The following is a 25,228-nucleotide window of genomic DNA, read 5'->3' on the forward strand; positions in this document are numbered from 1 at the left end:
AGGAGGGACGCAGCATGGACCAGATCCGCGTGACCGTGTGGGGCGAGAACCGCCACGAGCGCACCGAGGAACACGTCGCCACGCTCTACCCGGACGGCATGCACGAGACGATCGCCGCCGGCATCCGGGAGCACCTCGGCGACGCCGCGGAGGTCCGGACCGCCACCCTGGACGAGCCCGAGCACGGCCTGACCGAGCCGGTGCTGGCCGGCACCGATGTGCTGACCTGGTGGGGGCACGCCGCCCACGGCGAGGTGGCCGATGAGGTGGTCGAGCGGGTGCACCGGCACGTGCTGTCCGGGATGGGCCTGGTGGTGCTGCACTCCGGGCACTGGTCCAAGATCTTCACCCGGCTCATGGGTACGACGTGCACCCTGCGCTGGCGCAACGAGCACGACCGCGAGCTGATCTGGACCGTCGACCCGACCCACCCGATCGCCCAGGGCGTGCCGCACCCGATCGTGCTCCCCGAGGACGAGATGTACGGCGAGTACTTCGACGTCCCGCCCCCGGACGAGCTCGTCTTCATCAGCTCGTTCAGCGGTGGCGAGGTGTTCCGCAGCGGCTGCACGTGGCGCCGCGGGCACGGCCGGATCTTCTACTTCAAGCCCGGCGACCAGGACTACCCGGTCTACCACCACCCGGACATCCGGCGGGTGATCGCCAACGGGGTGCGCTGGGCCCGTACCGACCGGCCCCGGCGGGAGGCGCCCGAGCTGCTGCGCTACGACACCTTCTCGGCGCCCACGCACCGAGGCTCGGCCGCATGACCCGGGTGCTGCTGGCCGGGGCCGGCGCGATGGGCCGGGCCTGGCTGGAGGCGATCCACGCCGAGCCCGGCGTCGAGCTGGCCGGGGTGGTCGACCTGGACCTGGCGGCGGCCCGGCGGGCGGGAGCCGGGCTGCCGGTCGGCACCGATGTCGCCGCGCTGGCTGCCGAGACCGGGGCGGAGGCGGTGGTCGACGTGACCGTACCGGTGGCCCACCACGAGGTCACCACCGCCGCCCTGTTCGCCGGGCTGTCCGTGCTCGGCGAGAAGCCGGTCGCGGACACGCTGGCCCAGGCGCTGTCCCTGGTGGCGGCCGCGGACGTGAGCGGCCGGCTGTTCATGGTCAGCCAGTCCCGCAGCTGGAACCCGCAGCTGTTCGCGCTGCGGGCGATGACCGGGAAACTCGGTCCGGTCGGCTCGGTCAGCACCGACTTCCACCGGGCGCCGCACTTCGGCGGCTTCCGGGAGCAGATGGCGCAGCCGCTGCTGGTCGACATGGCGATCCACGCCTTCGACGCCGCCCGGTTCCTGCTCGGCGACGACCCGCTCTCGGTCTCGTGCCGGACCTGGAACCCGCCCTGGAGCTGGTACGCCGGCGACGCCTGCGCCGCCGCGATCTTCGAGATGACCGGCGGCGCCCGCTACGTCTACCACGGCAGCTGGTGCAGCCCGGGCGCGGAGACGTCCTGGAACGGCGAGTGGCGGGTCAGCGCGCAGGAGGGAACGGCCCGCTGGGACGGCGACCACGACCCGGTGGGACCGCCGGTCGACGCGCCGGACGACCGGTATTCCGGCATCGGCGGGGCGCTGCGGGTGTTCACGGAGGCCCTGCGGAGCGGGGTGGTGCCGATGGGTGAGGTGCACAGCAACGTCCTGAGCCTGGCCATGGTGGAGGCCGCGGTGGACTCGGCGGCGCGGGGACGTCCGGTGCTGATCGACGACGTGCTGGCGCGGGCGCACGAGCAGGCCGTCCGGGACGAGCGCCGGCCGGAGGTCCGGGACGAGCTGCGGAGCTGGACCGACGTACGGGCTGCCCTCCGCGCGGCCTGAGCTTCTCCGGGCGCCGGCCGCTCGCTCCGCTGTCCACAGCCGCCGGCCGGGCGAGTGGTTGTCCACAGCCGGTCAGCGGCGGCCGGGGTGAGTGACTAGCGTGCCGGGGGTGAACGCTCTGTCGCGGTTCGTCGTCGCGCACCGCTGGTGGGTGCTGGTGTCCTGGCTGCTCCTCGCCGCCGTCGGTGGTTTCGCCGCGCCCAAGGCGACCGCCGCGCTGAGCTACGACTTCTCCCTGCCCGGCCAGGACGGCTATGAGACCAACAAAGTGATCACCGAGCGCTTCGGCTCCGGCGGTGATCTCTCCCCGATCCTGCTGGTCGTCGCCGACGCCGGCGACCCCGCGCCGGTGGTGCGGGCGGCGACCGCGGCCGTGCCCGGCGCCCGGATCCTGTCCCCCGCCGACGAGCCGGCTCTGCGGGCGCCGGACGGGCGCACCAGCGTCGTGGTCGTCTACCCCACACCCGTGCCCGGCCCGGAGCCGTACGTGGCCGCCCTGCCGGCGCTGCGCCAGGTCGCCGCGTCCGCCGCCGTGCCGGTGACCGTGACCGGCAAGGACATCCTGGAGTCCGGCGAGGACGGCGACAGCGGCGGCGCCGACGTGCTGGTCGAGACGATCGCGGGCGGCACCGGCGCGCTGCTCGTGCTGCTGCTGGTCTTCGGCTCGGTGCTGGCGCTGATGCCGCTGCTGATCGCGGCCGCCTCGATCCTGACCACGTTCCTGATCGTCTGGGGCATCACCGGGGTCACCGACGTGTCCTTCATCGTGCAATACCTCCTGGCCCTGATCGGCCTGGGCGTGGCCATCGACTACGCGCTGCTGATCGTCACCCGCTGGCGTGAGGAGCGCGGTCACGGCCACAGCAACGCCGACGCGGTCATCCGGGCGATGGGCACGGCGGGCCGGTCGGTGTTCTTCTCCGGGGTGACCGTCGCCGTCAGTCTCGCGGCGCTGATCGCGTTGCCGGTGCCCTTCCTGCGCAGCGTCGGCTTCACCGGCCTGCTCATCCCGGTGGTCAGCGTGCTGGCCGCGCTCACCCTGCTGCCGGCCCTGCTGCTGGTCATCGGCCCTCGCCTGGACTGGCCGCACCGCCGCTCGACCGACCCGGAGAGCCGGCTGTGGCGGCGGATCGGCGCGGCCGTGGTCCGGCGCCGCTGGGTGTCGATCGCCCTTGCCACGCTCGCCCTGCTGGTGCTGGCCGCGCCGATGCTGGGGCTGCGGCTGGGCCGGCCGACCAACGAGTCGCTGGCCTCGCAAGGCGGCCCGGCGGCGGCCGCGGTCCTGCGGATCGACGCCTCCGGCATCGGCTCGGGCCTCGCCACGCCGATCGAGATCCTGACGCCGGACCCGGCCCGGGTGCGCACCGCGGTGCAGGGCATCGATGGGGTGGCCGCCGTGGTGACACCGGCGGCGTGGACCCGCGACGGCACCTCCGTGGTGGTCGTGTGGACCCGCGCGGACAGCTCCTCCGCGGCGGGCGCGGACGCTGCCGCCACGGTCCGCGAGGCAGCCGAGCGGGTGGGTGCACGGGTGGGCGGCACGCCGGCGCAGGACGCCGACTTCATCGACGCGGTCTACGGCAACGCGTGGTGGGTGGTGCTGGTCATCGTGGTGGTCACGTTCCTGCTGTTGCTGCGGGCGCTGCGCTCGGTGGTGCTGCCCCTCAAGGCGCTGCTGCTGAACGTGATCTCGCTCGGGGCCGCGTACGGGATCACGGTCTGGATCTGGCAGGACGGTCACCTCACCGAGCTGCTGTTCGACCGCACCGCCTCGGGCGCGATCACCGTGTGGATCCCGATCGCGGTGTTCGCGTTCCTGTTCGGCCTGTCGATGGACTACGAGGTGTTCCTGCTGGCCCGCATCCGCGAGGAGTACGACCAGGGCCACGACACCGACGCCGCGACCGTGCACGGCGTGGCCCGCACCGGCCGGCTGGTCACCTCGGCGGCGCTGATCCTGTTCCTGGCGTTCATCTCGCTGGCCCAGGTCCCCACGACGGAGGTGAAGATCCTGGCCACGGCCCTGGCCCTGGGCATCGTGATCGACGCGACGATCGTGCGCGGGGTGCTGGCCCCGGCCCTGGTGGCGGCGCTGGGCCCGGCCAACTGGTGGCGGCCGTCCCGCCGCCGCCCCGCCCCGGCCGCACCGGAGGTGGTGCACAGCGAGACGTAGGACCGCCGTCAGGGCGTCAGAGGCCGGGCGACGTCGTTGGCGTGGTCGGTGACGGCCGCGCCCGTCACGGTGGCTCGGATCGGCAGGAATTCCAGGCAGCGGCGGACGGCCGCGCCCACCAGCGGGTTCGGCACCCGCATGGAGATCGTGCAGTGCGGCACCCACTGCCCCGGCCGGTAGTGCTCCCAGACCTCGATGCCGTGCCCGGCGAGCCGGTTGTGCACCTCGCGGTGCAGTTCGAGCAGTTCGAGGGTCGGGGTGACTCCCAGCCACAGCACCCGCCCGATGAACTGGCCGACGAAGTCCAGCCCCAGCGTCAGCCCGCGCCCCACCGCGTGACCGGCCAGCGCCGCCGTCACCGCCTCCGGCTCCAGCCGCCGGGCGGCCGCCAGCGACACGTGCGGGCGGTGGCGTTCGTCGAGCAGGGACGCCAGCGTCTGCACTCCCTCCTCCTCGAGGGCCTGCCACAGCTTGCGCACCCGGCGGGACGCGTCGACGTCCAGATACAGCTCGATCGCCGCCACCACCCACTCACCCTATGCGGATCACCGTTCCCGCCTCGCCAGCAGGTAGGCCCGGCGGCTCGGGAACTCCGCCGGGTCCAGCGGCTCCCGCAGCACCGTCGACTCGATCCGGAACCCGGCCGCCACCAGGTCCGCGCGCACCGCGTCCGGGTCCAGGAAGTGCACGTCCACATTCACCTGCGCCCCGAACCAGCTGGTCAGATGGGTGGTGCCGCCGGCCGGCACGTCCGGGCCCTCGACGTGGAAGGACACCAGCAGCCGGCCGTCGCCGCGGATCGCCCGGGCCAGCTCACCGAACGCCGCCGCCCGCTCCGGCGGGCTCAAGTGGATGATCGAGTACATCGCCACGGCCCCGGCCCACGCACCGTCGGCGACCGGCAGGGACAGCATCGACGCCACCGTGAACGGGATCTCCGGCGCGCGTTCCCGGGCGATCGCGATCATCTCGGGTGACAGGTCCAGGCCGGTCACGTCCGGGTGCCGGGCCGCCAGGAAACGGGTGACGTGCCCGGGACCGCAGCCGACGTCCGCGACCCGGCCGGACCCGGCCAATTCGAGGAAGGCAGCCAGCAGCGCCCGGTCCAGGGGCTTGTGGTCGAGCTCGTCGGCGAGCTGGGCATCATAGGCGCGGGCGATCTTGTCGTAGGTGTCGCGCAGCCGCACGGCCTCACCCGGGTCCCCGGCGTCGCCCGGACCGGCACCGCCATCGCCCGGCCGAAGACCGCCATCGCCCGGACCGGCACCGCCATTGCCCGGCCGGAGGCCGGCGTCGGGGAAAGACTCGCTCATGCCGCCATCGTCGCCTGCCGGGCGGTCTCGACGCGTGCCCGGGCCAGCTCGTGCGCCGCCGCCAGCGGAGTGACACCGCGACGCCGGGCCGAGTCCAGCACCGTGGTCAGCGTCCCGGCGATGCCGCGCACTCGGTCCCTGGCCTGCGCTTCCGTCTGACCGCGCAGCTCCACCCCGGTCGCGTGGATCACCCCGCCCGCGCTGACGACGAAGTCCGGCGCCCACAGGATGCCCCGCTCCTGCAGCAGGTCCGCCGTTGCCGGCCGGTCCAGCTGGTTGTTGGCCGGTCCGCAGATCTCGGCGCAGCGCAGCCGGGCCACCGTCGCCGCGGTCAGGACCCCGCCGAGGGCCGCCGGCACCAGCACGTCCACCTCCGCGCCCAGGATGTCGTCGGTCCAGGCCGCGCCGAGGTCGGCCGCGAGTTGCCGGCGGCTGTCGTCCACGTCGGTGACCACGAGTTCGGCGCCGGACGCGGCCAGTTCGCGGGCCACGTGCGCGCCGACCCGGCCCAGTCCCATGATCGCGAAACGCCGTCCGGCCACCGGGGCGAGCGCGGCCAGTGCGGCCAGTACGCCTTCGGCGGTCGGTCCGGACGAGTCGCCGCTGCCGCCGGCGCCGGACGGGCGGCAGAAGACGTGGCCGGTGCGTTCGCCGATGACAGCCATGTCCTCCGGGCCGGTGCCGACGTCGGGCCCGGTCGCGTAGTCGCCGCCGAGGGACTCGATGGTGTCACCGACGTCGAGCAGGACGGCCCGGCGCAGCCCGGCGTCGAGCGTCGTTCCCGGTGGCAGAGCCACCACGGTCTTGGCGCCGCCGTGCGGCAGGCCCGCGACCGCGCACTTGGCGGTCATCGCGGCGGCGAGCCGCAGCGCGTCGGTGAGGCCGTCGCGCCAATCCGGGTACGGGGCCAGCCGGCACCCGCCGATGGCCTGGCCGAGGGCGCTGGAGTGCACCGCCACGATCACCGGCAGCCCGCTGCGCACACCTCGACGGGCCACGACCCGTTCGAAGTCGTCGAAATTTGATGCGGTAGTCATGCCCGGACCGTAAGAGCTTGTTCCGTTCATCGGTCGTGACTCCGAACTATATTCGGCAGATGACAAGGGGCGGCGACCGTGGACGAACTTGATGCGGCGATCATCCGGCATCTGCAGCAGAACGCCCGGCAGACCAACCGGGAGCTGGCCCGGGCGGTGGGCATCGCGCCGTCGACCTGCCTCGAACGCGTCCGGCTGCTGCGCGCCCGGGGCGTGATCACCGGCTACCACGCGGAGATCAGCCTGGCCGCGCTGAACCGGACGGTGCAGGCGCTGCTGCACGTCCAGGTACGCCCGCTGAGCCGCGAGGTGATCGAGAGCTTCAAGTCCTCGATCACCTCGCTGCCCGAGGTGCTGTCGGTGTTCGTGGTGGCCGGCGCCGACGACTTCCTGGTGCACGTGGCGGTGCCCAGTGTCGACGCGCTGCACGCGTTCCTGATGGACAAGTTCAGCAAGCGCCGGGAGATCCTCGGCTTCCGCAGCTCGGTGATCTACCAGCACGCCCGCACGATGGTCGTCGAACCCCTCGACGACTGAGCCGACCGACCGGCGCGGGCAGATCAGCCGCGGACCGTGGACCCGGCGGCGTCGGTGAGGGCCGCGCAGAGCCGTGGCACCGCGACGCCGATCGGTTCACGGATCACCTCGGCGGCCAGTTCGTCGTACGGCGTCGGGTCCCGGTTGACGATCACCAGCCGGCGGCCGGCGTTGAGGGCCACCGCGCACAACGACGCCACCGGCTCGACCAGCAGGGAACTGCCGATCACCAGCAGCACCTCGCTGTGCGCCGCGATCCGCTCGGCCAGTCCCGCCGTACCCGGGTCGAGGTGTTCGCCGAACAGCACAACCGCGAGCTTGAGGATCCCGCCGCAGGCCGGGCACCGGGGATCGCCGTCCCCGGCGGCCACCCGGTCGAGGGTCGGCCGGCTGGGCGACCGCTGCCCGCAGCCGGTGCACACCACCTCGTGCATGCTGCCGTGCAGCTCGAGCACCTTGCGCGCGCTGGAACCGGCCCGCTGGTGCAGCCCGTCGACGTTCTGGGTCAGGATCCGCACGGCCACCGGGGTGCGTTCCAGCGCGGCGAGCGCCCGGTGGGCGGCGTTCGGCTCCGCGCGCCACGCGCTGTGCCCGAGGTACGTGCGCCAGAACCGCTCGCGGACGCCCGGATCGGCCAGGAAGGAGTCGTAGGTGAACGCGTCGACCAGCGCCGGATCACGGGTCCAGACGCCGTCCGGCCCCCGGTAGTCCGGGATCCCGGAATCGGTGGAGATGCCGGCCCCGGTCAGCACCGCGACCCGCGAGATTCCGTCCATCCAGCTCGTGTTCATGGTCGCCGATGCTAGGAGGAGCCGGCCCGGAGGTCGACCGGGTTACGGGTGGCGGGCGTTCGGCTGAGATTCCTCCGTTCCGGTGGACGGTCCCGCGATCCGGGGGCTTGACGGGTTGCGGCGCATACGGTGGGCGGGTGTTCCGAGCCCTGCGCGTCACCCGTACCGGAGCAGGGCTGTTCGGTCTGGCCGCCTGCGTCGCCGCCGGCGCCGGCTTCCTGACCAGCACCCACGACCACCCGGCGACAGCGCCGGCCCCCGCCGCGCCCTCCCCCAGCGTCGCCGCTCCGACGCCGGAGCCCATCCTGTCCGCGGCGCCGGCCCCGGCCGGCCTGCCGGTGATCGACTACTGGACGGCCCCGCGCGGTTTCCCGGCCGACCCGGCGGCGACGTCCCTGACCGGCATCACCGAGGGCCTGCACCCGACCCGGTCGATCCCGGTCTACGACGCGCCCGGCGGCCGGCCCCGCGCCCGGCTCACCCCGGAGATCAGCGGCATGCCCCTGATCCTGCCGATCACCGACCGGCGCTCGGGCTGGGTCGCCGTGCTGCTGCCCACGGCGAACCGCCGCATCGGCTGGCTGCCGCCGAAAGGATGGTCACCGCGGCCGCTGCGCGACCACCTCATCGTCCAGCGCCGCACCCACCAACTGATCTGGCGCCGCGACGGCGTCCGCCAGGGGGCCTGGACCGTGACGACCGGCACGGCGGCGACGCCGACCCCGCTGGGCCGGAGCTTCGTGCTGGGCCGCACCCCGACCAACGGCTCCGCGTACGCGAACGTGGACGCGCTGGCGCTGAGCTCGGTGCCGGAGAACCGCCGGTCGCTGCCGGCGGCGCTGCGGGGCGCGCACACGGGCATCCACGGCTGGCACGACCCCAGCGCCTTCGGCCGCAGCGCGTCGAACGGGTGCGTACGGATGCCGCGAGCGGCCCAGCGCACCCTGCTGAAGCACATCGGGCACGGCACCCTGGTCACCGTCGTCGACTAGCGAGTTGCAGCAAGTCAGGACAGGCAGGGCACTGGCACGGGTAGCCACGGGGTATTCGTCATTCGGCTGCGCGACTGGTCCATGGCTGCCGCAAACTGTCCGCAGTGGTGCATCGAGAAGGACCGCTGTCACTCCAGCGAAACGGCAATCCGTCGATGCGGTAAGCGCGACACCGACGACCGGTCCGGGAACCAAGAAGGAAGCCCCCAACAACGCCTCATTGTGCGGACGTTCCTGGGGGCTTCCGGTCGGCGCGGCTCGGGACCATGTGGTGGATCGGCGGAATGCGCGCGGCGTGACTCCTGACCTGCTGTAACGGCTCAGATGTCGGATCCTTCGGCGATATCAGCGCAGACGCTGGACGGCCTGGTCGACCACTGCGGCTGCGGCGAGGCCGACGAGCGGCCGGGCGAGCGCCGGCAACGACGCCCACTTCATAGCCTGATCGGTCAGCCACATGGTGGCCAGGCTGGTGCCGATGGCCAGGGCAACGCGGGATGCGTTCATGGTGAGTTCCTCCTCTCTGGATGATCTTGTGATGGTTTACCAGACCGGTACGACAGAAACATGAGGCGGCCGACCCACCTGGCCGCGGCCTCGTAACGATCCAAGGGATCAAGCTGGGTCGTGACACGCCCGTTAGGGTGCTCCGCAGGCGATCAGGCGGAGCCGCGGATCAGCAGCTCGGTCTCCACGAGCGCCAGCCCGCCCGGCTCGCCCGCCAGCAGCCGCTGCACCTGCGCCACCGCCAGCTCCCCCATCCTGCGCTTGTCGATGGCGATGGTCGTCAGGGGCGGGTCGAGCAGCTCGCCCAGGTTGAGGCCGTCGAAGCCGAGCAGGGCGACGTCGTCCGGGATGGCCAGTCCCGCCCGGCGGGCCGCCCGGTACGCACCCAGCGCGATCAGGTCGTTGAAGGCGAACATCGCGGTGAGCTCCGGGCGGGCCGCGTGCAACTTCTCGAAGCCGGATTCGCCGCCCGCCATGGACTGCTCGACGCCGATGATCGCGTCCGCCGGCACCGGCAGGCCCTGGTCCTCGGCTTCGGCCAGGAAGATCGCCCGGCGGGCCGGGTCGGCCGCGTCCGGGCAGTCGATCATGCCGATCCGCTGGTGGCCGCGGGCGACCAGGTGCCGTACCGCCGCGCGGACGCCGGTCTCCAGGTCGATGTCGACGGCACCGAAGGCCGCTTCGCGGGCGCGCCGGCTCATGACGACCAGCGGTACGCCCTCGATCGCGGCGGCGACCACGTCGTCCGGCTGGAAGAGGTAGCCGATCAGGGCGTCGACCTGGCCGGCGAGGGAGCGCAGCAGCTGCGGTTCGCGGCCGGGGTCGTCCTGCGTGCTGGCCACCAGGACCTGCCAGCCGCGTTGCTCGGCGGCCTCGAGGACGCCGGCGATCAGTTCGGGGAAGAACGGGTTCACCACGTCGGACACGATCAGGCCGACGGTGGTCGCACCGGGCCGGACCAGGCCGCGGGCGAAGCGGGACGGGCGGTAGTGCAGTTGCCGGGCGGCGTCCAGGACGCGGCGGCGGGTCTCGGGGTCGATCTCACCCTTGTCGTTGATGGCCCGGGACACGGTCTGGTGCGAGACGCCCGCCAGTCGCGCCACGTCCCGCAATGTCGCGCGTTTTCCGGCGCCCGCTCCTGCGGTGTCCTGCTGTTCGTCTCCCACGATGACCGCATCGTAAACCGCCCGGGGTTGACGGCCCGGCAGCACGTGCGCGACGATCCCGTTAACGGTCACGTGACCGTTAACGGAACGAGGAGGTCCGGCTCATGGAAGGTATGGCTCTGCTGATGAGCGTGCTGGTGACCCGGCGTGCCAGCCATTCGGCGCTGCCCGGGGCCGAGGTGCGGCCGCACCGGGAGAGCTGGCGGCGCACCCGGGCGGTGGCGCGCCGGATCGCGCACAGCGGGGAGGACCGCCGTGGCCGGCGCCGCCGACATTGAGACGGCAGCTCCGCCGGGAAACCACGAACGGTACAAGCACTCTTTCTCGCTTCGGGTGGATGCCCATAAGATGCGCGAGTGACCGATCAGTCCATTCGAGGCGTCGGGTGATCTCCGGCCTGGTACCGGTCGTCGCAGCCACTCTCGTCCTGCTCGGTGTATTGCTGACGATTCGCCAGAAGAACCGCACGGACCGCAAAGAGCAGTGGTGGAAGCGGGTTCAGTGGGCCGCTGACGCGGTAGCGTCAAGCGACGATCGGCGACGTTGCCTGGGAATGTCGATGCTGATCGCGCTCATCGATTCCTCCCCTGTGGTGGAGCGGGACGACGCCCGGCTGCTCCAGGCAATCATCGATCAGGTCGACCTCTCGTCCTTTTCCTGACCACAGGGAGGAAGTAGTCGTGCCGGAGAACGGGCGCCGACCCACCCGACTCGAGATCATCGCCGCCCGCGCCCAGGTGGCCCTGGACCGCAGAACGAAACAAGAAACGGCGCCCGGGCTGGCGCGATTGGCGGCCACCCGGCTCGCCGAGGCCGAGCCGGCGGCGCCGGTCACGCCGGGCCCCCGCAACCCGGCTCGGCCCGCCGCAGTGCTGCCCCACACCAGTAGGCGGTCACGGGCCTTGGCCAGCCTGCCCGCCCGGCCCATGCAGGGACGCGACGTGCTGGACCTGCAACGGCAACTGGTGGCCATGGGCTACGGCGACGACGATCTCATCAACGGCGTCTTCCTGGACAGCACGGAGACCGCGGTCCGGCGCTTCCAGACCGACTTCGACATCCTCAACGACGGCGTCTGCGGCCGGGTCACCCAGCGGGTGCTGAGCTATCTGGAAGAGCAGGGCATCGACAAGAACAATGCCGCGACGGTGCAACAGCGGCACATGATCAGCTTCATCGTCAAGGCCCAGCAGGGCGGCTTCGTCGTCATCGATCTGGTGTCCCGCAGCTCGGTATTCACCAGTGAAGGCGACGAGCACGCCACTTCCCTGGCCGACTCCTTCATCGACCAGCTCGGCCGGCTGCTCGAGGTGCAGATCGACACCGCGACCGGGATGCAGTCATGGATGCTCAACAGAACGGACATCGCCACGCAGGACGAGGGGCAGGTGGCGTCCTTCGCGAACAGGATCAAAGCCGAATTCATGATCACACTCAGCCTGGCCGATGCCGTGGACACGGGCCCGGGCTGCGCGACGTTCTATTTCGGCATGGCACCCGACGTGTATTCCCATGTCGGACGGCCCCTGGCGGAAAGCATCCAGCGAGAGATCGTCCGGATCGCGGGGGCACCGGACCGCGGCACCCATGCCGAATTCTCGCACCTCTTCGAGCAGGCCCAGCTGCCCACGATCCGTGTCGAGTTCGCCAATCTCGCGGACGACCGTGATCTGGCCCGGCTGCGGAGTGCGGATTATCTGAATGCCGTTGCGGCCGGGATCGCCTCGGGCGTGAAGCACTTCTACATGCTGGGTCAGAACGGTACGGACACCCCGCCACTCACTCTCGGCACTACGGCCCGGGCCTGATCCGTCGCGGCCCCGGACCTTTCCGGCTGCCGTACGGCATCGACGCGCATAGCATTCCTGCGCGCTGGGTAGCGGGACCGGACTGACCACTGTCGCGGGGGCCGGGGGCCGTTCGAGATTTCTGCCGCTGCTGGCCGGTGTGCTGCTGCTCGGCATCGCGGACTCGATGATCGGGCCGTACCTGACCCTCTTCGGAGCCGACGAGGCGCGGCTGTCGCCGTTCCAGGTCGGGGTCTTCCTGTCGCTCGTCGCGATCAGCGGCCTCGCGGTGAGCACCTGGCTCGGCCGCCGCTACGACCGGTCCGCGAGCCGGTGGCCGGCGTTCGTCGCCGTGGCCGCCCCCGCGGCCGGCTACCTGGCCCTGACCACCACTACCGACTACGCCCTGCTGGCCCTGATCGGCGTCGGGCTGCTCGGGGCCGGGATGGCCGCGTTCCCGCAGCTGTTCACGCTCGCCCGGACCCATCTCGACCGCTCCGGCGGTGACGCCGCCGGCCGCCGCACGCCCGCGCTGCGGTCGGTGTGGTCGCTCGCCTGGGCCATCGGCCCGCTGGTGGGCGCGGCCGTGCTGGCCTGGCGCGGCTACGACGCGCTGATGGCGCTCACCGCAGCCGCGTTCGCGCTGGTGGCGCTGCCGCTGGTGGCGCTCGGGCCGACCCCGGCGCCGGTCCGGGCCGCGGCGCCCGACGCCGGCCGGGAACGGCTGAACCGGTCGATGCTGCTGATCGCGGGCAGCTTCACGCTGTTCCACACCGCGATGCTGGCCGGCTCGGTCGCGCTGCCGCTCTACGTCACCCGGACGCTGGCCCGCCCGGACAGCGACGTGGGGCTGCTGTTCAGCATCTGTGCGGTGGTGGAGATCCCGGCCGCGCTGAGTGTCATGCTGCTGCCCGCCCGGGTCGCCCGGCGCGGCGTGATCCTGCTGGGCATGCTGCTGTTCACCGCCTACTTCGTGCTGGTGGCGATCAGCGGCGGCATGCCGCTGATCGCCACCCAGGTCGCCCGCGGCGTCGCGCTGGCGGTGGTCGGCGCGCTCGGCATCACGTACGTGCAGGACCTGCTGCCGCACGCCACCGGCCGCGCCACCACGATGTACGCCAACACCCTGACCATCGGCTCGCTGATCTCCGCGTGCTGGCCGGCGCCACCTCCCAGGCCCTCGGCTACCGGTCCGCGCTGCTGCTCTGCGCAGTGCTCGCCGCCGGCGGATGTGCCCTGTTCGCCGCGGCCCGGGTCAGCGGACCCGGCGCAGCACGTCCAGCAGGAACCATTCGTCCTCGTGCTGGATCCGGCGTTCCAGACCCGGCCGGGCCGCCAGCGCGGCGTGCACATTGAGGCCGTCGTGGTTGCCGCCGGTCTGCTGGTCCCGGAAGTGCACCGAGACCAGGTCGCCGTCCGGCTCCAGGCGCTGCACCAGGCCGTCGAGCGTGGCCTCCAGGTCCTCGGCGGACAGGTAGTAGAGCAGGTCGCCGAGCACGATCAGGTCGAAGGTGGCGTCCGGCAGGCCGGCCGGCAGCATGGCGTTCTCCACCCGTACGTGGGGGAAGTCGCGGACCTCGTCACGGGCCGATGCCACCGCCTCGTCCACGCAGTCGACCGCCAGGATCTCGTCGCACCGCTCCGCGAGCATCCGAGTCAGCAGCCCGATCGAGCAGCCCGGCTCGTACGCGCTGCGGTACCGCTCGCGGGGCAGGCTGGCCATGGTCACCGCGTACTTGCGCCGGTTGTGCCAGCTCGTGGCGACGTCCCAGGGATCGGTCTTGGCCAGGTACAGGCCGATGAAGTGCTCCTGGGAGACGGTCTCCGCGGGTGGGCGGGCTGTGTCTGCTTCTGTCACGCCGAGATTGTGCCCGAAGCCCGGGCGAGGTCCCCCGTCACCCTGAACAGTTCGCACGTCATGTCGTAATAGCGGTCCGTGCGGCCCAAGTGCGTCATGCCTAGCCGCCGGCAGAGCCGGTGGGAGGCGACGTTGTCGGGATGGGTGACGGCGTGAACGGCATCCAGTCCCGCGCTGAAGGCGTACGCCAGCACCGCCGCCGCGGCCTCGCGGGCGTAGCCGTGGCCCCAGGCGTCGGGGTGGAAGTACCAGCCGATCTCCGTCGCGTCGCTGTCCGACAGGGCGACCAGGCATCGGCGCGGTCACGCAGCAGTCTGGGCTGCGCGCCGATGAACCGCTGGACCTCCCACCGGGAGCACATGTCCAGCACGAAATCGGCGTCGTCCTCCCGCCACTCCCGCAGCCGGAGACGCTCAGAGGTGAGCACGTCCATAGACGGATTTTGCCAGGACGCGGTAGCGTACAAAACCGAAGTCCACTAGTTGACTATGGGATTGGTTGTCGCTGTGATCTTCCGGATCGATCGCCGGACCGGCACCGCCGTGTACGCCCAGCTCATGCAGCAGGTGCGCCAGGCGATCCGGATGGGCCGGCTGGCGCCCGGCGACCAGCTGCCCACCGCTCGCGAGGTCGCCGAGAGCGCCCGCATCAATCCCAACACCGTGCTCAAGGCATACCGGGAGCTGGAGCTGGCCGGGCTCGTGGAGGCGCGGCAGGGCTCCGGCACGTTCGTCCGGGAAGACCTGGCGCCGCTGCCGGACAATCTCGGGGCGTTGCGCAGTGAGCTGGCGGACTGGGTCGCCCGGGCCCGCGCGGCCGGTCTGGATGTCGGCGACATGCAGGCGCTGGTCGCCGAGGTGGCGGCCGGAGCGGCGACGACCCGTGTCGGTTGACCGGACACTCCCGGCGCTGGACGTCGCCGGGGTCACCCACAGTTGCGGCCGGCGGCGGGCGCTGGACGACTGCTCGTTCACCGTGCCGGCCGGTGCGGTCACCGCGCTGGTCGGACGCAACGGGGCCGGTAAGACCACGCTGCTGCGCGCCGCCGCCGGGCTGCTGCGCCCGGACGGCGGCGCGGTGCGGGTGTTCGGCCGGCCCGCCGGTGACGGCTCACTCCCCCGGATCGGGTACGTGGCCCAGCAGGCACCGTTGTATCCGATGCTGACGGTGGCGCAGACCCTCGCCCTCGGCGGCCGGCTCAACCCGCGCTGGGACGCGGCGTACGCGCAGCGGCTCACCGACGACGCGGCGCTGCCGTCCACGACGCGCGTGGGCGCCCTCGCGCCGGGGCACCGCAGCCGCCTGGCGCTGGTGATGGCGCTGGCCAAGCGGCCCGACCTGCTGGTGCTGGACGAGCCGCTGGCCCCGCTCGACCCGGTCGCCCGCACGGAGGTCGCCGGGACGTTGATGGCCGACGTCGCCGAGCGGGGCACGACCGTGGTGCTGTCCTCGCATGTCGTGGCCGACATCGACGGCGTCTGCGACCACGTGGTGGTGCTGGCCGAGGGCCGGGTCCGCCTGGCCGCCGAGGTGGAGGCGGCACTGGCCGGCCATCTGGTCGCGGTCGGTGCCGGCATCGAGCTCAGCGCGTTCGACAGCTCGGAGGTCGTCGAGGTGCGCGCCGCGGGCCGTGACGCCACCGCCCTGATCCGCCCGGCCGGGTCCGCTCCGGCCGGCGGGCTGGCCTGGCACCGGCCCACGCTGGAGGAACTGCTTCTCGGCTACCTGAGAGCACCGACGCGAAAGGTCCCCACCTCATGAACTGGCTCGCCCTGCGTCTGCTGCGGCCGTACCTGATCGTCGCGGCCGCCCTGAGCGCGGTCTCCACAGCGTTCGTCCTCGCCGGTGCCGGGGTCATCCGGCAGCAGGTCGCCGCGCACGGCATCGTGATCGAGAACTACGCGCCGGACCGCACCGGCCTGTGCGAGCAGGGTGTCAGCTGCCTGCCCCCGGGCGCGGCGACGAACCTGGGACAGGCCGTCGCGCTGATCGCCGCCTTCGTGCCGCTGCTGATCGCGCTGATCCTGGGCGTGCCGCTGTTCGCCCGGGAACGGGACGAGTCGACCGACGCCTTCGTGCTCACCCAGTCGGTGCCCCGGTTGCGCTGGCTGTCCGCCAAGCTCTTCTGGGCCCTGACGGCCGGCGCGCTCTGCACCGCCGCGGTGGCGATCGCCTTCCGCCTGGCGGCCGCCCGGTACGCGCTGGTCGTGGACGGCATCGGCTACGGCCTGCTGCGGGAGGTCCACAAGAACAGCATCGGTTTCATGGTGATGCAGACGGTCTTCGTCACCGCTCTGGCCGGCATCATCGGGCTGGCCGGCGGCCGCACGCTGCGCACCCTGGTGGTGTCCGTCGTGGCATGGCCCGTGGCGCTCGTCGCCGCGCAGCTCGGCGGCCTGCTGCTCGGGCTGCTGGCCTACCTGCTGACGTGCTGGTCCGAGACACTCTCCCAGCTGCTCGGGACGCAGACCGAGAACGAGACCGCCACCTTCGCGGCCCTCGCTCTCGCCGCCGGCACCGTGGTCGCCGTGCTGATCGGACGACGGATCCTCACCGGCACCACAGCCCGTTCCTAGACGAAGGCGCTCAGGCCGGTCACCGCGCGACCCACGATCATCGTGTTGATCTCGCGGGTGCCCTCGTAGGAGTACAGCGCCTCGGCGTCGGCCACGAAACGGCCGATGTCGTAGTCCAGCACGATGCCGTTGCCGGCCAGGATCTCGCGGGCCCAGCCGACCACCTCACGCATCCGGGTCGTCGTGTACGCCTTGGCCAGCGCCGAGTGCTCGTCGCGGAACTCGCCCGCGTCCTGCAGCTGGGTCAGTCGCACCACCAGGCCCAGCGACGACGTGACGTTGCCGAGCATGCGCACCAGCAGGTCCTGGACCAGCTGGAAGGAACCGATCGGGCGGCCGAACTGCTCGCGCTCCTTGGCGTACGCCAGCGCGATCTCGTACGCCGCCAGCATGACCCCGACCGCCTGCCAGGCCACCCCGCTCCGGGTCTGCCGCAGGATCTTCGCGGTGTCCTTGAAGGTGTTGGCGTTCTGCAGCCGATCCGCCTCGGGCACCACGCATTCGGTGAACGTGATGTCGGCGTTCTGCACGATCCGCAGGGCGATCTTGTTCTCGATCTTCGTCGCGGTGAAGCCGGGGGTGTCCTTGCCGACCACGAAGCCCTTGACCTGGTTGTCGGCGACGTCGCGGGCCCAGACCACGGTCAGGTCGGCGAAGGTGGCGTTGCCGATCCAGCGCTTCTGCCCGTCGAGCACCCAGTGGTCGCCGTCGCGGCGGGCCGTCGTGCGCAGGCCCGCGGCCACGTCCGAGCCGCCGGTCGGCTCGGTCAGCGCGAAGGCCCCGATCTTCTCGAAGCCGGCCATCGCCGGCAGCCAGCGTTCCCGCTGTTCGGGCGAGCCGCAGGTCTCGATGCTGCCCATCGCCAGCCCGGCGTGCACGCCGAAGAACGTCGCCATGGAGGCGTCGGCGTGGCCCATCTCCATCGCCAGCCAGCCGGAGAGCAGGTTCGACTGCTTGCGCCCGGCCAGGCCCAGCCCGGCGAAACCCTTGATCAGCTGGTACGGGAACTCGGCGCGGGCCCAGTGGTCGTTGGCGACCGGCACGACCTCGGCGGCCAGGAACGCGCGGACCCGTTCGACGACGGCGGCCTCCTCGGCGTTCAGCAGGTCCTGGAAGCGGTACAGATCTCCTACCAGCAGCTCCGACATGGGGTTCGTATACCCAGGTGACGGCCTCACTAGACTGTGAGGTCATGCTCACCATGCAGGACGCCCTCGCCCGCCTCACCGCGTACTGGACCGATCAGGGTTGCCTGGTCGTGCAGCCGATGAACACCGAGGTCGGCGCCGGGACCCTGAACCCCGCGACCTTCCTGCGGGTGCTCGGGCCGGAGCCGTGGCGGGTCGTCTACGTCGAGCCGTCCGTGCGCCCCGACGACTCGCGCTACGGCGAGAACCCGAACCGGTTGCAGACCCACACCCAGCTCCAGGTGATCCTCAAGCCCGACCCCGGCAACCCGCAGGAGCTCTACCTGGGCAGCCTCACCGCGCTCGGCATCGACGTGGCCGCGCACGACGTGCGGTTCGTCGAGGACAACTGGGCCTCCCCCGCGCTGGGCGCCTGGGGGCTGGGCTGGGAGGTCTGGCTGGACGGGCTGGAGATCACCCAGTTCACCTACTTCCAGCAGGCCGGCGGCGTGAATCTGGACCCGCCGTCGGTGGAGATCACCTACGGCATCGAGCGGATCATCATGGCGCTGCAGGGCGTCACCCATTTCAAGGACATCGCGTACGCCGAGGGCGTCAGCTACGGCGAGGTGTTCGGCCAGGCCGAGTACGAGATGTCCCGCTACTACCTCGACGACGCCGACGTGGCGACCAACCGCAAGCTGCTGGAGCTGTACGCGGCCGAGGCGCAGCGGCTGATCGACGAGGGCCTGCCGGTGCCGGCCCACACGTACGTGCTCAAGTGCTCGCACGCGTTCAACGTGCTCGACTCCCGCGGCGCGGTGTCCACCGCCGACCGGGCCGCCGAGTTCGCCCGGATGCGCCGCCTCGCCGGTGACGTCGCCCGGCTGTGGATGGCCCGCCGCGACGAGCTCGGTCATCCGCTCGGCCTGGTCAGCCCGCTGCCCCCGGCCGCCGCGTTCGAGGCCACCCCGGCCGGTGACACGCCGCGGACGCTGGTCTTCGAGGTCGGCACCGAGGAGATGCCGCCCAGCGAGGCCCGCGCCGCCCGCACCCACGTGCAGCGCGAGCTCACCGAACGGCTCGGCGCCACCCGGCTCGCCCACGGTGACGTCCGGGTGCACGCCACGCCGCGACGGCTGATCGCCGTGGTCACCGAGGTCGCCGCCCGCGAGCAGGACCACGTCCGGACGGTCAAGGGCCCCAAGGCCGGTGCGCCGGCGAAGGCCGTCGAAGGTTTCGCCCGCTCCCAGGGTGTGCCGGTGGAGTCGCTGGAGACCGCCGAGGTCAACGGCGTACAGCATCTGGTCGTGCGCCGGCCCGAAGCCGGTCGCGCGGCACCCGCCGTGCTCGCCGACGTGCTGGCGAAGGTGGCCGGCAGCCTGCGCTCGGCGAAGAACATGCGCTGGAACGACCCGCAGCTCGCCTTCACCCGGCCGATCCGCTGGCTGGTCGCGCTGTGGGGCGACGAGGTCGTCCCGCTCGCCGTGTCGGCGCTGCTGGCCGGGCGCGAGACCCGGGTCCTGCGCACCGCCGCGCAGCCGGCGATCGGCGTGGCCTCGGCTGAGACGTTCATGGAGACGCTCGCGGTCAACGGGATCGTCGCCGACGCCGAGGACCGCCGCGAACTGATCGTCACCGGCGCGCAGGACCTGGTCTGGGACACCGGCCGGATCGACGTCGCGGGCGAGAGCGCGCTGATCGACCAGATCACCTACCTGGTGGAGCAGCCGACGCCGCTGCTCGGCACGTTCGACGAGAAGTATCTGGAGCTGCCCGCCGCGGTGCTCACCACGGTGATGCGCAAGCACCAGCGCTATCTGCCGGTCCGCGACGCCGACGGCACGCTGCTGCCGATGTTCGTCACGGTCGCCAACGGCCCGGTCGACGTCGAGCTGGTCCGCGCGGGCAACGAGGCCGTGCTGCGCGCCCGGTACGAGGACGCCGCGTTCTTCTACCGCGCCGACCGGCAGACCCCGCCCGCGGCGATGCGCGACAAGCTGCAGCGGCTGACCTTCACCGACAAGCTGGGCTCGATGGCCGACCGGGCCGCCCGGATCGCCGAGCTGGCCGACTCGCTGGCCCCGACGCCATCGGCGACCCTGGACCGCGCCGCGCAGCTGGTCAAGTTCGACCTCGGCTCGCAGCTGGTCACCGAGATGACCAGCCTGGCCGGCGTCATGGCCCGCGACTACGCGCTCAACGCGGGCGAGACCCCCGCGGTCGCGCAGGCGGTCTACGAGGCCGAGCTGCCGCGCAGCGCGGGCGACGACCTGCCGGCCTCGGCGCCGGGGGCGCTGCTGTCGCTGGCCGACCGGCTGGACCTGGTGGCCGGCCTGGCCGCGACGGTCGGGCTGCCGACCGGCAGCAGCGACCCGTTCGCCGTCCGCCGGGCCGTGCTCGGCCTGCTCGCCGTGCACCGCGCGCACCCGGAGCTGGCCGGCATCGACCTCACCGCCGCGCTGGCCGCCGCAGGCGCGCTGCAGCCGGTCGAGGTGCCGGCCGCGGTGCTCGCGGACGCCGGTGAGTTCCTGGCCAAGCGCCTGGAGCAGGTGCTGGTCGAGGAGGGCCACCCGGTGGACCGGGTCCGGGCCGTGCTGCCACACGCGGGCCGGCCGTCCTTCGCCGACCTGCTGCTCGCGCAGCTGGGCCGGCTCATCGCCGACCCGCAGTTCCTGGCCCTGGCCGAGGCGATCCAGCGGGCCCGCCGGATCGTGCCGGACGGCACACCGGCCCGGTACGACCCTGCGGTGCTCAAGGAGCCGGCCGAGGTCACGCTGCACGAGACCGTCCAGGCGGTACGCCGTGAGCTGCCCGCCGACGCCGACCTGAGCCGCTTCACCACGGTCGCGGGACCGCTCACCACGCCGGTGCACGCGTTCTTCGACGACGTCTTCGTGATGGCGGACGACCCGGCGCTGCGCTCGGCCCGCCTGGGCCTGCTGGCCACGGTCCGCGACCTGGGCGCCGGCCTGCTCGACTGGCCCCAGCTGCGCCTCTGATCCGCCTCTGCTCAGCCGGCCCGGCCGGGCGGCCTCGACGGGCGGCCCGGTCAGGCGGCCCGGTCAGGCGGCCGGGGAAGGCGGCCCGGTCAGGCGGCCGGGGAAGGCGGCCCGGTCAGGCGGCCGGGGAAGGCGGCCCGGTCAGGCGGCGCGGGGCAGGCGGTCCGGGAGGGTGAGCGTGACCCGGTCGAGGCGCTCACCGTCCACCGCGTACTGGGCGTGCAGCGCGAAGCCGGCCAGCATCCAGCGGTCCCACGGGCCGTAGTCGCCCAGGAAGCGGTCCCGGTACGGGTCACCCTGCTCGTCGGGGTGGCCCAGGGCCGCCCACAGCTGGGTGCGCCGCGGGACGCTGCCCGCCCCGCCCGGGATCTCACCCTGGTACGAGGTGAACCCGTCGTCGCCGTGGAAGTGCAGGAAGACCGTGGTGACCAGGCCGTGCGCGTCGGCGGCGAGCTCCACCCCGGCGTCACGGGACAGGTACGAGCGGGAGAGCCCGGAGCCGACCGCCGCGCCGGAACGCGGGATGAGGCCGTACTCCTGGCAGATCTGCTGGACGCGCGCCTCGAGCACGGTGCGGCCGAGCAGCAAAGTCAGGTCGGTGCGCCCGACGGGCCTGGGCGCGGCCGGCTGGTCCGCGACCGGCTCGGGAACCACCCGTGCGGGTGACGCGGTGGCTGCCGGGGGCGCGGGTGGTGAGGTGGGCAGGCCGACCGGATCGGCGTTGGCCCGGCGCGCGTGGGCCGGCTCGAAGAGCGGCTCGTTGGAGCCGCCGGGACGCGGGCCGGTCTTGCTGCCGTACCGGTCCTCGGGCCGGGCGGGCCTGGTTACGGCCTCCCCGGCCGGCCGACGCTGGTCGGCGCGACGCTCGAGAAATCCCATGGTGACACTCCACGAAGGCTTTTCACTGTGAGCGTTCGGACCACAACCCTAAGCCGATCTTCGCCGGAACCTCAAGGGGACGAAGGGGCAGCGGAGCGGACCATCCGGACGACCACGACGTTCCCCGTATCCCGTCCCGGTACACCCCGCCGCGTGAAGTGATCGGCACCGGCGGTTCCTCACGAGGCGTTTGCCCGGGCGCCACGGCGACTTCGCCTGCCGGTCGGAGTGATCGCCTGAACTCGCTGCGGGGAGGCCCGGCGACGGTCGCCGGCGGATCCCGTGGAGGAACCGTGGCAGATCGCCGACAGGTGCTGCGCTTCGGCGCGCTGGCCGCCGGCGTACCGGCCGTGCTCGGGGCGGCGGCCACGCCCGCCCTGGCCACCGTCGAGCTCGGCGGGCACGGCGGCGGCCGGGGCCCGCTGGTCGTCGGCCACCGGGGCGCGTCGGGCTACCGGCCGGAGCACACCCTGGCCTCGTACGAGCTGGCCGCCCGGACGGGCGCCGACTTCATCGAGCCCGACCTGGTCATCACCAAGGACCGGGTCCTGGTCGCCCGGCACGAGCCGGAGATCGGCGGCACCACCGACGTCGCGTCGCGGCCGGAGTTCGCCGCCCGCAAGCGCACGGTGCTGCTCGACGGCGTGTCGGTGACCGGCTGGTTCACCCACGACTTCACCCTGGCCGAGCTCAAGACCCTGCGGGCCGTCGAGCGCATCCCGCAGCTGCGCCAGCACAACACGCTCTACAACGGGCTGTTCGAGGTGCCGACCTTCCAGGAGGTGCTGGACCTGCGCAAGCGGCTCTCCCGGGAGCTGGACCGCGAGATCGGCGTCTTCCCGGAGACCAAGCACCCGACCTACTTCCGGGGCCTGGGCCTGGAGCTGGAGGCCCCGCTGGTGCGCGCGCTGCGCCGCAACGGGCTGGACCGGGCCGACGCCAAGGTGTTCGTGCAGTCGTTCGAGGCGACGAACCTGGCCACGCTGCGCACCCGGTACCGGCTGCGGGCGCCGCAGGTGTTCCTGACCGGCGCGTCCGGCCGGCCGTTCGGCGACCCGAAGACCTACGCCGAATACCTCACCCCGGCGGGCCTGCGGGAGCTGTCCCGCTACGTCGACGGCATCGGCCCGGACAAGGCGCAGGTGATCCCCCGCCAGGCCGACGACACCCTGGGTACGCCGACCAGCCTGGTCACCGACGCGCACGCGGCCGGGCTCAAGGTCATCCCGTACACGTTCCGGGCCGAGAACCAGTTCCTGCCGGCCGACCACCGGACCGGCACCGACCCGGCAGCCTATGGCCGGGCCATCGACGAGCAGGTCACGTTCCTGCGGACCGGCCTGGACGGCCTGTTCACCGACCAGCCCGACATCGGGGTCCTGGCCCGCGCCGCGGCCCTCGCCCGCGCCTGAGCAGGCCGCGGCCGGCTCAGTCAGGGCCGGCTCAGCCGGCCAGCCGGCGGACGAGCTCGGTGCGGGAGCGCACCCCCAGCCGGGCGAAGACGTTCCGCAGGTGGTGGTCGATCGTGCGGGGGCTGAGGAAGAGCTGCTGGGCGATCTCCCGGTTGGTGGCCCCGTCGGCCACCAGCCGGGCGATCCGCTCCTGCTGAGCGGTCAGCTCCCGGGCCCCGGCCGGATCCGGCGGTACGGGCGCCCCGGCCGCCCGCAGCTCCACATCGGCCTGGTCGGCCCACGGCCCGGCCTGCAGCAGCCGGAACGTCTCGACCGCGCTGCGCAGGTGCTCGCGCGCGGCTCCGGGCCGCCGCCGACGCCGCAGGTCCCGGCCGAACAGCAGCTCGGTGTGCGCCCGGGCGAAGTCGGCGTCGCCGCGGTCGTGCTGGCGCAGCGCCTCCCGGAAGTGGTCCTCGGCGGCCTGCGGGTCCACCGAGCGCAACGCCCGGCACCGCGACCGCAGCGCCAGCCAGGCCGGCTGTCCGGTGCCGGCGGTCCACCGGTCGAACGGCTCGAACACCCGGTCCAGCGCCGCCGTCCGCGCGTCGGAGCCGGACGTCCGGGTGGGCGGGTCGCAGCGCCACACCGCCTCGACCAGGTGCGGGGTGGCCGCGACCTGCACGATCAGGTTGCCCCGGGCCGAGGCCGCGACGACCAGGGCGCCCAGCCGTTCGACCGTCCGGCGGGGCCGGCCCTCCACCAGGTCCAGCAGCGCGAGCGCCCACTGGCACAGCGCCCGCGCCTCACCGGGGCCCTGCACGGTGTCCCCCGCGCCGGCCTCGCGGACCCGCAGCACACAGCTGTCCCGGTCGCCGACCAGCGCGGCCAGGACCGCGAGGACGCCGAGCTGGCTGCGGACCAGGGCCGGCTGGCCGGTCGCCCGGGCCAGGACGGCCCCCTCGGTGGCGGCGGTGGTGGCGGCCTCGTAGTGCCCCTCGGCGAGCCCGGCGTACGCGGTGATCTCCAGGGCCTGCGGCACCAGGGTGACCTCACCGCGGTCGCGGGCCAGGGTGATCGCCCGGCCGGCCAGCGCGCGGGCGCGGGAGTCGTCGCCGACCAGGATCCCGGCCCCGGCGGCGCGGATCAGGGCCGCGGGCTCCTCGACGCGGGAGGCGAGCCGTAGCACGTCGCGCAGCCGGGCGAACGCGGTGTCGTGCTCGCCCGCGTACATGTCGGCGAGCCCGGCAACCTGCTGGAAGGCCAGCGCCACCGGGGCCGGTTCGTCGCCGCGTCGCAGAGCCAGGGCCCGCCGGGCGACCGCGCGGTAGCGACCGTGCTCCCCGGCCAGGTGCACCGCCTCCCCGGCGAGCAGCAGAGCTTCGAGTGCGGCCGGGACGTCGTCCGGCACCAGCTCGGCGGCGGCGTCGAGCAGCAGGTCGCGGGCGATGGCCGGGTCACCCTCCCGGACTTCCATCTCGCCGGTCAGGCCGCCGGCCCGGGCCCGCGCCTGCGGGCGCCGGCTGACCCGGCGCAGCAGCAGCCCGGCCTGGTGCCGCTCCCCCGCCAGCCACGCCTGCCGGGCGGCGGCGACCATCGCTCCGGCGGCCGCGTCCGGGTCCGCGGTCAGTTCGGCGGCATACCGGTACGCGGCCGACGCCGTCCGCGGTGGACCGTCGGCGGCAGCCGCGAGCAGGTCACGGGACAGCTCCTCGTTGGCCCCCACAGCCGCGGCGGCGCGGTGCACGAGACCGCGCAGCCGTTCGGCGCGCCGGTCGAGCACCTCGGCGAGCAGGCTGTGCGCCGCGCGCCGCGCGGCCAGCGGGGCGTCGTAGTAGACGACTGCGCGCAGCACCGAGGGCGTGAACTGCACGGCGCCGGAGGTGACCGAGACCAGGCCGGCCCGCTCGGCGACCGCCAGGGCGTCCGCGGCGCCGGCGGCCAGCAGTTCGCCGGGGGCCAGGTCGGGGTCCGTGGCGGCGAGCAGCAGCGCGTGGCGGGTGCGCGCGGGCAGCACGGCGAGGGCGGTGCGGCACCGGCGGCCGAGCGGACCGGCGGCGGGCAGGGTGCAGGGTGGTGGCCGGGTGCCGCGTACCTGCTCGGGGGTCAGGGTCCCGGCGACCTCGTGCAGCACGGCCGGGTCACCCCCGGCCAGGGTCAGCACCGCGGCGGCCACCTCGGACGGCAGGCCCGGGACCAGGCCGGCGAGCAGGGCCCGGAGCGCCGCGTCGTCACGCGCGGCGTCCCGGCCGTACCGGAAGGCTTCTTGCACTATT

At 73.1% G+C, this 25,228-nt stretch carries 23 protein-coding genes and 2 pseudogenes; 14 read left to right on the plus strand and 11 right to left on the minus strand.

The genetic code is table 11. The annotated features are described in order from the left end of the window. The first annotated feature begins 14 nt into the window (after positions 1-14). The 3 genes from ACWEOZ_RS21430 to ACWEOZ_RS21440 all read left to right on the plus strand — a co-directional run bounded on the left by ACWEOZ_RS21430 (position 15) and on the right by ACWEOZ_RS21440 (position 3,992). Positions 15-770, plus strand: coding sequence for a ThuA domain-containing protein (locus ACWEOZ_RS21430; RefSeq protein ID WP_451912435.1), 756 nt, complete (start codon positions 15-17; stop codon positions 768-770). Continuing rightward, positions 767-1,819: a Gfo/Idh/MocA family protein gene (locus ACWEOZ_RS21435; protein WP_451912436.1), complete on the plus strand. Its 1,053-nt coding sequence runs from the start codon at positions 767-769 to the stop codon at positions 1,817-1,819. The genes ACWEOZ_RS21430 and ACWEOZ_RS21435 overlap by 4 nt, the downstream gene beginning before the upstream one ends. A gap of 109 nt (positions 1,820-1,928) precedes the next feature. Then, positions 1,929-3,992 carry an MMPL family transporter gene (locus ACWEOZ_RS21440; protein ID WP_451912437.1) on the plus strand — a complete coding sequence of 688 codons (2,064 nt, stop codon included), beginning with the start codon at positions 1,929-1,931 and terminating at the stop codon, positions 3,990-3,992. 8 nt (positions 3,993-4,000) lie between these two features. On the opposite strand, the gene ACWEOZ_RS21445 is transcribed toward ACWEOZ_RS21440, so the two are convergent. Genes ACWEOZ_RS21445 through ACWEOZ_RS21455 form a run of 3 tightly spaced genes read right to left on the minus strand, consistent with a single transcriptional unit; the run spans position 4,001 to position 6,342 of the window. Beyond that, positions 4,001-4,519 carry a 2'-5' RNA ligase family protein gene (locus ACWEOZ_RS21445; protein WP_451912438.1) on the minus strand — a complete coding sequence of 173 codons (519 nt, stop codon included), beginning with the start codon at positions 4,517-4,519 and terminating at the stop codon, positions 4,001-4,003. Between the two features lie 18 nt (positions 4,520-4,537). Beyond that, a complete protein-coding gene (locus tag ACWEOZ_RS21450) occupies positions 4,538-5,305 on the minus strand; it encodes a class I SAM-dependent DNA methyltransferase (RefSeq protein WP_451912439.1) in 768 nt (255 codons plus the stop codon). Continuing rightward, the gene (locus tag ACWEOZ_RS21455) at positions 5,302-6,342 is read right to left on the minus strand and encodes a Glu/Leu/Phe/Val dehydrogenase dimerization domain-containing protein (protein ID WP_451912440.1); all 1,041 of its coding nucleotides are present in this window, start codon (positions 6,340-6,342) and stop codon (positions 5,302-5,304) included. Before ACWEOZ_RS21455 ends, ACWEOZ_RS21450 begins: the two co-directional genes overlap by 4 nt. A 78-nt stretch (positions 6,343-6,420) precedes the next feature. Between ACWEOZ_RS21455 and ACWEOZ_RS21460 the strand changes: the two genes are divergently transcribed. Continuing rightward, positions 6,421-6,879 (plus strand): Lrp/AsnC family transcriptional regulator, encoded by a 459-nt coding sequence (locus tag ACWEOZ_RS21460; protein ID WP_451912441.1) that lies wholly within the window; start codon positions 6,421-6,423, stop codon positions 6,877-6,879. A 23-nt stretch (positions 6,880-6,902) separates the two neighbouring features. On the opposite strand, the gene ACWEOZ_RS21465 is transcribed toward ACWEOZ_RS21460, so the two are convergent. Further along, complete coding sequence (locus ACWEOZ_RS21465; protein ID WP_451912442.1) at positions 6,903-7,670, minus strand: SIR2 family NAD-dependent protein deacylase; 768 nt, start codon at positions 7,668-7,670, stop codon at positions 6,903-6,905. 137 nt (positions 7,671-7,807) lie between these two features. Between ACWEOZ_RS21465 and ACWEOZ_RS21470 the strand changes: the two genes are divergently transcribed. Beyond that, positions 7,808-8,662 (plus strand): L,D-transpeptidase, encoded by an 855-nt coding sequence (locus tag ACWEOZ_RS21470; protein WP_451912443.1) that lies wholly within the window; start codon positions 7,808-7,810, stop codon positions 8,660-8,662. A 345-nt stretch (positions 8,663-9,007) separates the two neighbouring features. Here the strand turns inward: ACWEOZ_RS21470 and ACWEOZ_RS21475 are convergent, their stop codons facing one another. After that, positions 9,008-9,169 carry a hypothetical protein gene (locus ACWEOZ_RS21475; protein WP_451912444.1) on the minus strand — a complete coding sequence of 54 codons (162 nt, stop codon included), beginning with the start codon at positions 9,167-9,169 and terminating at the stop codon, positions 9,008-9,010. Positions 9,170-9,321: 152 nt separating this feature from the next. Beyond that, entirely contained in the window at positions 9,322-10,335 is a 1,014-nt protein-coding gene (locus tag ACWEOZ_RS21480) for a LacI family DNA-binding transcriptional regulator (RefSeq protein WP_451912445.1), read from the minus strand. 104 nt (positions 10,336-10,439) lie between these two features. On the opposite strand from ACWEOZ_RS21480, the gene ACWEOZ_RS21485 reads away from it, so the two are divergent. From ACWEOZ_RS21485 to ACWEOZ_RS21500, 4 genes and pseudogenes are all read left to right on the plus strand, one after another. After that, positions 10,440-10,613, plus strand: a complete 174-nt coding sequence (locus ACWEOZ_RS21485; protein WP_451912446.1) for a hypothetical protein — start codon at positions 10,440-10,442, stop codon at positions 10,611-10,613. Between the two features lie 107 nt (positions 10,614-10,720). Then, positions 10,721-10,996 carry a hypothetical protein gene (locus ACWEOZ_RS21490; RefSeq protein WP_451912447.1) on the plus strand — a complete coding sequence of 92 codons (276 nt, stop codon included), beginning with the start codon at positions 10,721-10,723 and terminating at the stop codon, positions 10,994-10,996. A 19-nt stretch (positions 10,997-11,015) separates the two neighbouring features. Continuing rightward, positions 11,016-12,143: an N-acetylmuramoyl-L-alanine amidase gene (locus ACWEOZ_RS21495; protein WP_451912448.1), complete on the plus strand. Its 1,128-nt coding sequence runs from the start codon at positions 11,016-11,018 to the stop codon at positions 12,141-12,143. Positions 12,144-12,567: 424 nt separating this feature from the next. Further along, positions 12,568-13,260: pseudogene (locus ACWEOZ_RS21500) on the plus strand (MFS transporter); the annotation flags it as partial. A 117-nt stretch (positions 13,261-13,377) separates the two neighbouring features. Here ACWEOZ_RS21500 and ACWEOZ_RS21505 read toward each other — a convergent pair. Continuing rightward, positions 13,378-14,037, minus strand: a complete 660-nt coding sequence (locus ACWEOZ_RS21505) for an SAM-dependent methyltransferase (RefSeq protein WP_451912529.1) — start codon at positions 14,035-14,037, stop codon at positions 13,378-13,380. Then, positions 13,977-14,413, minus strand: a pseudogene (locus ACWEOZ_RS21510) (GNAT family N-acetyltransferase). The gene ACWEOZ_RS21505 and the pseudogene ACWEOZ_RS21510 overlap by 61 nt, the downstream one beginning before the upstream one ends. Before the next feature lie 61 nt (positions 14,414-14,474). Here ACWEOZ_RS21510 and ACWEOZ_RS21515 point away from each other — a divergent pair. From ACWEOZ_RS21515 to ACWEOZ_RS21525, 3 genes are read left to right on the plus strand one after another with little or no spacing between them, the layout of a single operon-like run. Then, complete coding sequence (locus tag ACWEOZ_RS21515; protein ID WP_451912449.1) at positions 14,475-14,873, plus strand: GntR family transcriptional regulator; 399 nt, start codon at positions 14,475-14,477, stop codon at positions 14,871-14,873. Then, positions 14,863-15,741 (plus strand): ABC transporter ATP-binding protein, encoded by an 879-nt coding sequence (locus tag ACWEOZ_RS21520; RefSeq protein WP_451912450.1) that lies wholly within the window; start codon positions 14,863-14,865, stop codon positions 15,739-15,741. The genes ACWEOZ_RS21515 and ACWEOZ_RS21520 overlap by 11 nt, the downstream gene beginning before the upstream one ends. After that, complete coding sequence (locus ACWEOZ_RS21525; protein ID WP_451912451.1) at positions 15,738-16,556, plus strand: hypothetical protein; 819 nt, start codon at positions 15,738-15,740, stop codon at positions 16,554-16,556. The genes ACWEOZ_RS21520 and ACWEOZ_RS21525 overlap by 4 nt, the downstream gene beginning before the upstream one ends. Here ACWEOZ_RS21525 and ACWEOZ_RS21530 read toward each other — a convergent pair. Further along, a complete protein-coding gene (locus ACWEOZ_RS21530; RefSeq protein WP_451912452.1) occupies positions 16,553-17,704 on the minus strand; it encodes an acyl-CoA dehydrogenase family protein in 1,152 nt (383 codons plus the stop codon). The genes ACWEOZ_RS21525 and ACWEOZ_RS21530 overlap by 4 nt on opposite strands. Before the next feature lie 44 nt (positions 17,705-17,748). Between ACWEOZ_RS21530 and ACWEOZ_RS21535 the strand changes: the two genes are divergently transcribed. Beyond that, the gene (locus ACWEOZ_RS21535; protein WP_451912453.1) at positions 17,749-20,685 is read left to right on the plus strand and encodes a glycine--tRNA ligase; all 2,937 of its coding nucleotides are present in this window, start codon (positions 17,749-17,751) and stop codon (positions 20,683-20,685) included. 141 nt (positions 20,686-20,826) lie between these two features. Here ACWEOZ_RS21535 and ACWEOZ_RS21540 read toward each other — a convergent pair whose 3' ends face one another. Continuing rightward, positions 20,827-21,564: a hypothetical protein gene (locus ACWEOZ_RS21540; RefSeq protein WP_451912454.1), complete on the minus strand. Its 738-nt coding sequence runs from the start codon at positions 21,562-21,564 to the stop codon at positions 20,827-20,829. Positions 21,565-21,857: 293 nt separating this feature from the next. On the opposite strand from ACWEOZ_RS21540, the gene ACWEOZ_RS21545 reads away from it, so the two are divergent. After that, the gene (locus ACWEOZ_RS21545; protein WP_451912455.1) at positions 21,858-22,976 is read left to right on the plus strand and encodes a glycerophosphodiester phosphodiesterase; all 1,119 of its coding nucleotides are present in this window, start codon (positions 21,858-21,860) and stop codon (positions 22,974-22,976) included. Positions 22,977-23,007: 31 nt separating this feature from the next. Here ACWEOZ_RS21545 and ACWEOZ_RS21550 read toward each other — a convergent pair whose 3' ends face one another. Then, entirely contained in the window at positions 23,008-25,224 is a 2,217-nt protein-coding gene (locus ACWEOZ_RS21550) for a LuxR C-terminal-related transcriptional regulator (RefSeq protein WP_451912456.1), read from the minus strand. Between the last annotated feature and the right edge of the window lie 4 nt (positions 25,225-25,228).

The sequence above is a fragment of the Actinoplanes sp. NPDC004185 genome, from assembly GCF_053603475.1.

Bases quoted from the DNA above. Each gene is read 5' to 3' on its own strand.
- ACWEOZ_RS21430 (WP_451912435.1), top strand. From the start codon at position 15: ATGGACCAGATCCGCGTGACCGTGTGGGGCGAGAACCGCCACGAGCGC.
- ACWEOZ_RS21435 (WP_451912436.1), top strand. From the start codon at position 767: ATGACCCGGGTGCTGCTGGCCGGGGCCGGCGCGATGGGCCGGGCCTGG.
- ACWEOZ_RS21450 (WP_451912439.1), bottom strand. From the start codon at position 5,305: ATGAGCGAGTCTTTCCCCGACGCCGGCCTCCGGCCGGGCAATGGCGGT.
- ACWEOZ_RS21455 (WP_451912440.1), bottom strand. From the start codon at position 6,342: ATGACTACCGCATCAAATTTCGACGACTTCGAACGGGTCGTGGCCCGT.
- ACWEOZ_RS21465 (WP_451912442.1), bottom strand. From the start codon at position 7,670: ATGAACACGAGCTGGATGGACGGAATCTCGCGGGTCGCGGTGCTGACC.
- ACWEOZ_RS21475 (WP_451912444.1), bottom strand. From the start codon at position 9,169: ATGAACGCATCCCGCGTTGCCCTGGCCATCGGCACCAGCCTGGCCACC.
- ACWEOZ_RS21485 (WP_451912446.1), top strand. From the start codon at position 10,440: ATGGAAGGTATGGCTCTGCTGATGAGCGTGCTGGTGACCCGGCGTGCC.
- ACWEOZ_RS21525 (WP_451912451.1), top strand. From the start codon at position 15,738: ATGAACTGGCTCGCCCTGCGTCTGCTGCGGCCGTACCTGATCGTCGCG.
- ACWEOZ_RS21530 (WP_451912452.1), bottom strand. From the start codon at position 17,704: ATGTCGGAGCTGCTGGTAGGAGATCTGTACCGCTTCCAGGACCTGCTG.
- ACWEOZ_RS21535 (WP_451912453.1), top strand. From the start codon at position 17,749: ATGCTCACCATGCAGGACGCCCTCGCCCGCCTCACCGCGTACTGGACC.
- ACWEOZ_RS21540 (WP_451912454.1), bottom strand. From the start codon at position 21,564: ATGGGATTTCTCGAGCGTCGCGCCGACCAGCGTCGGCCGGCCGGGGAG.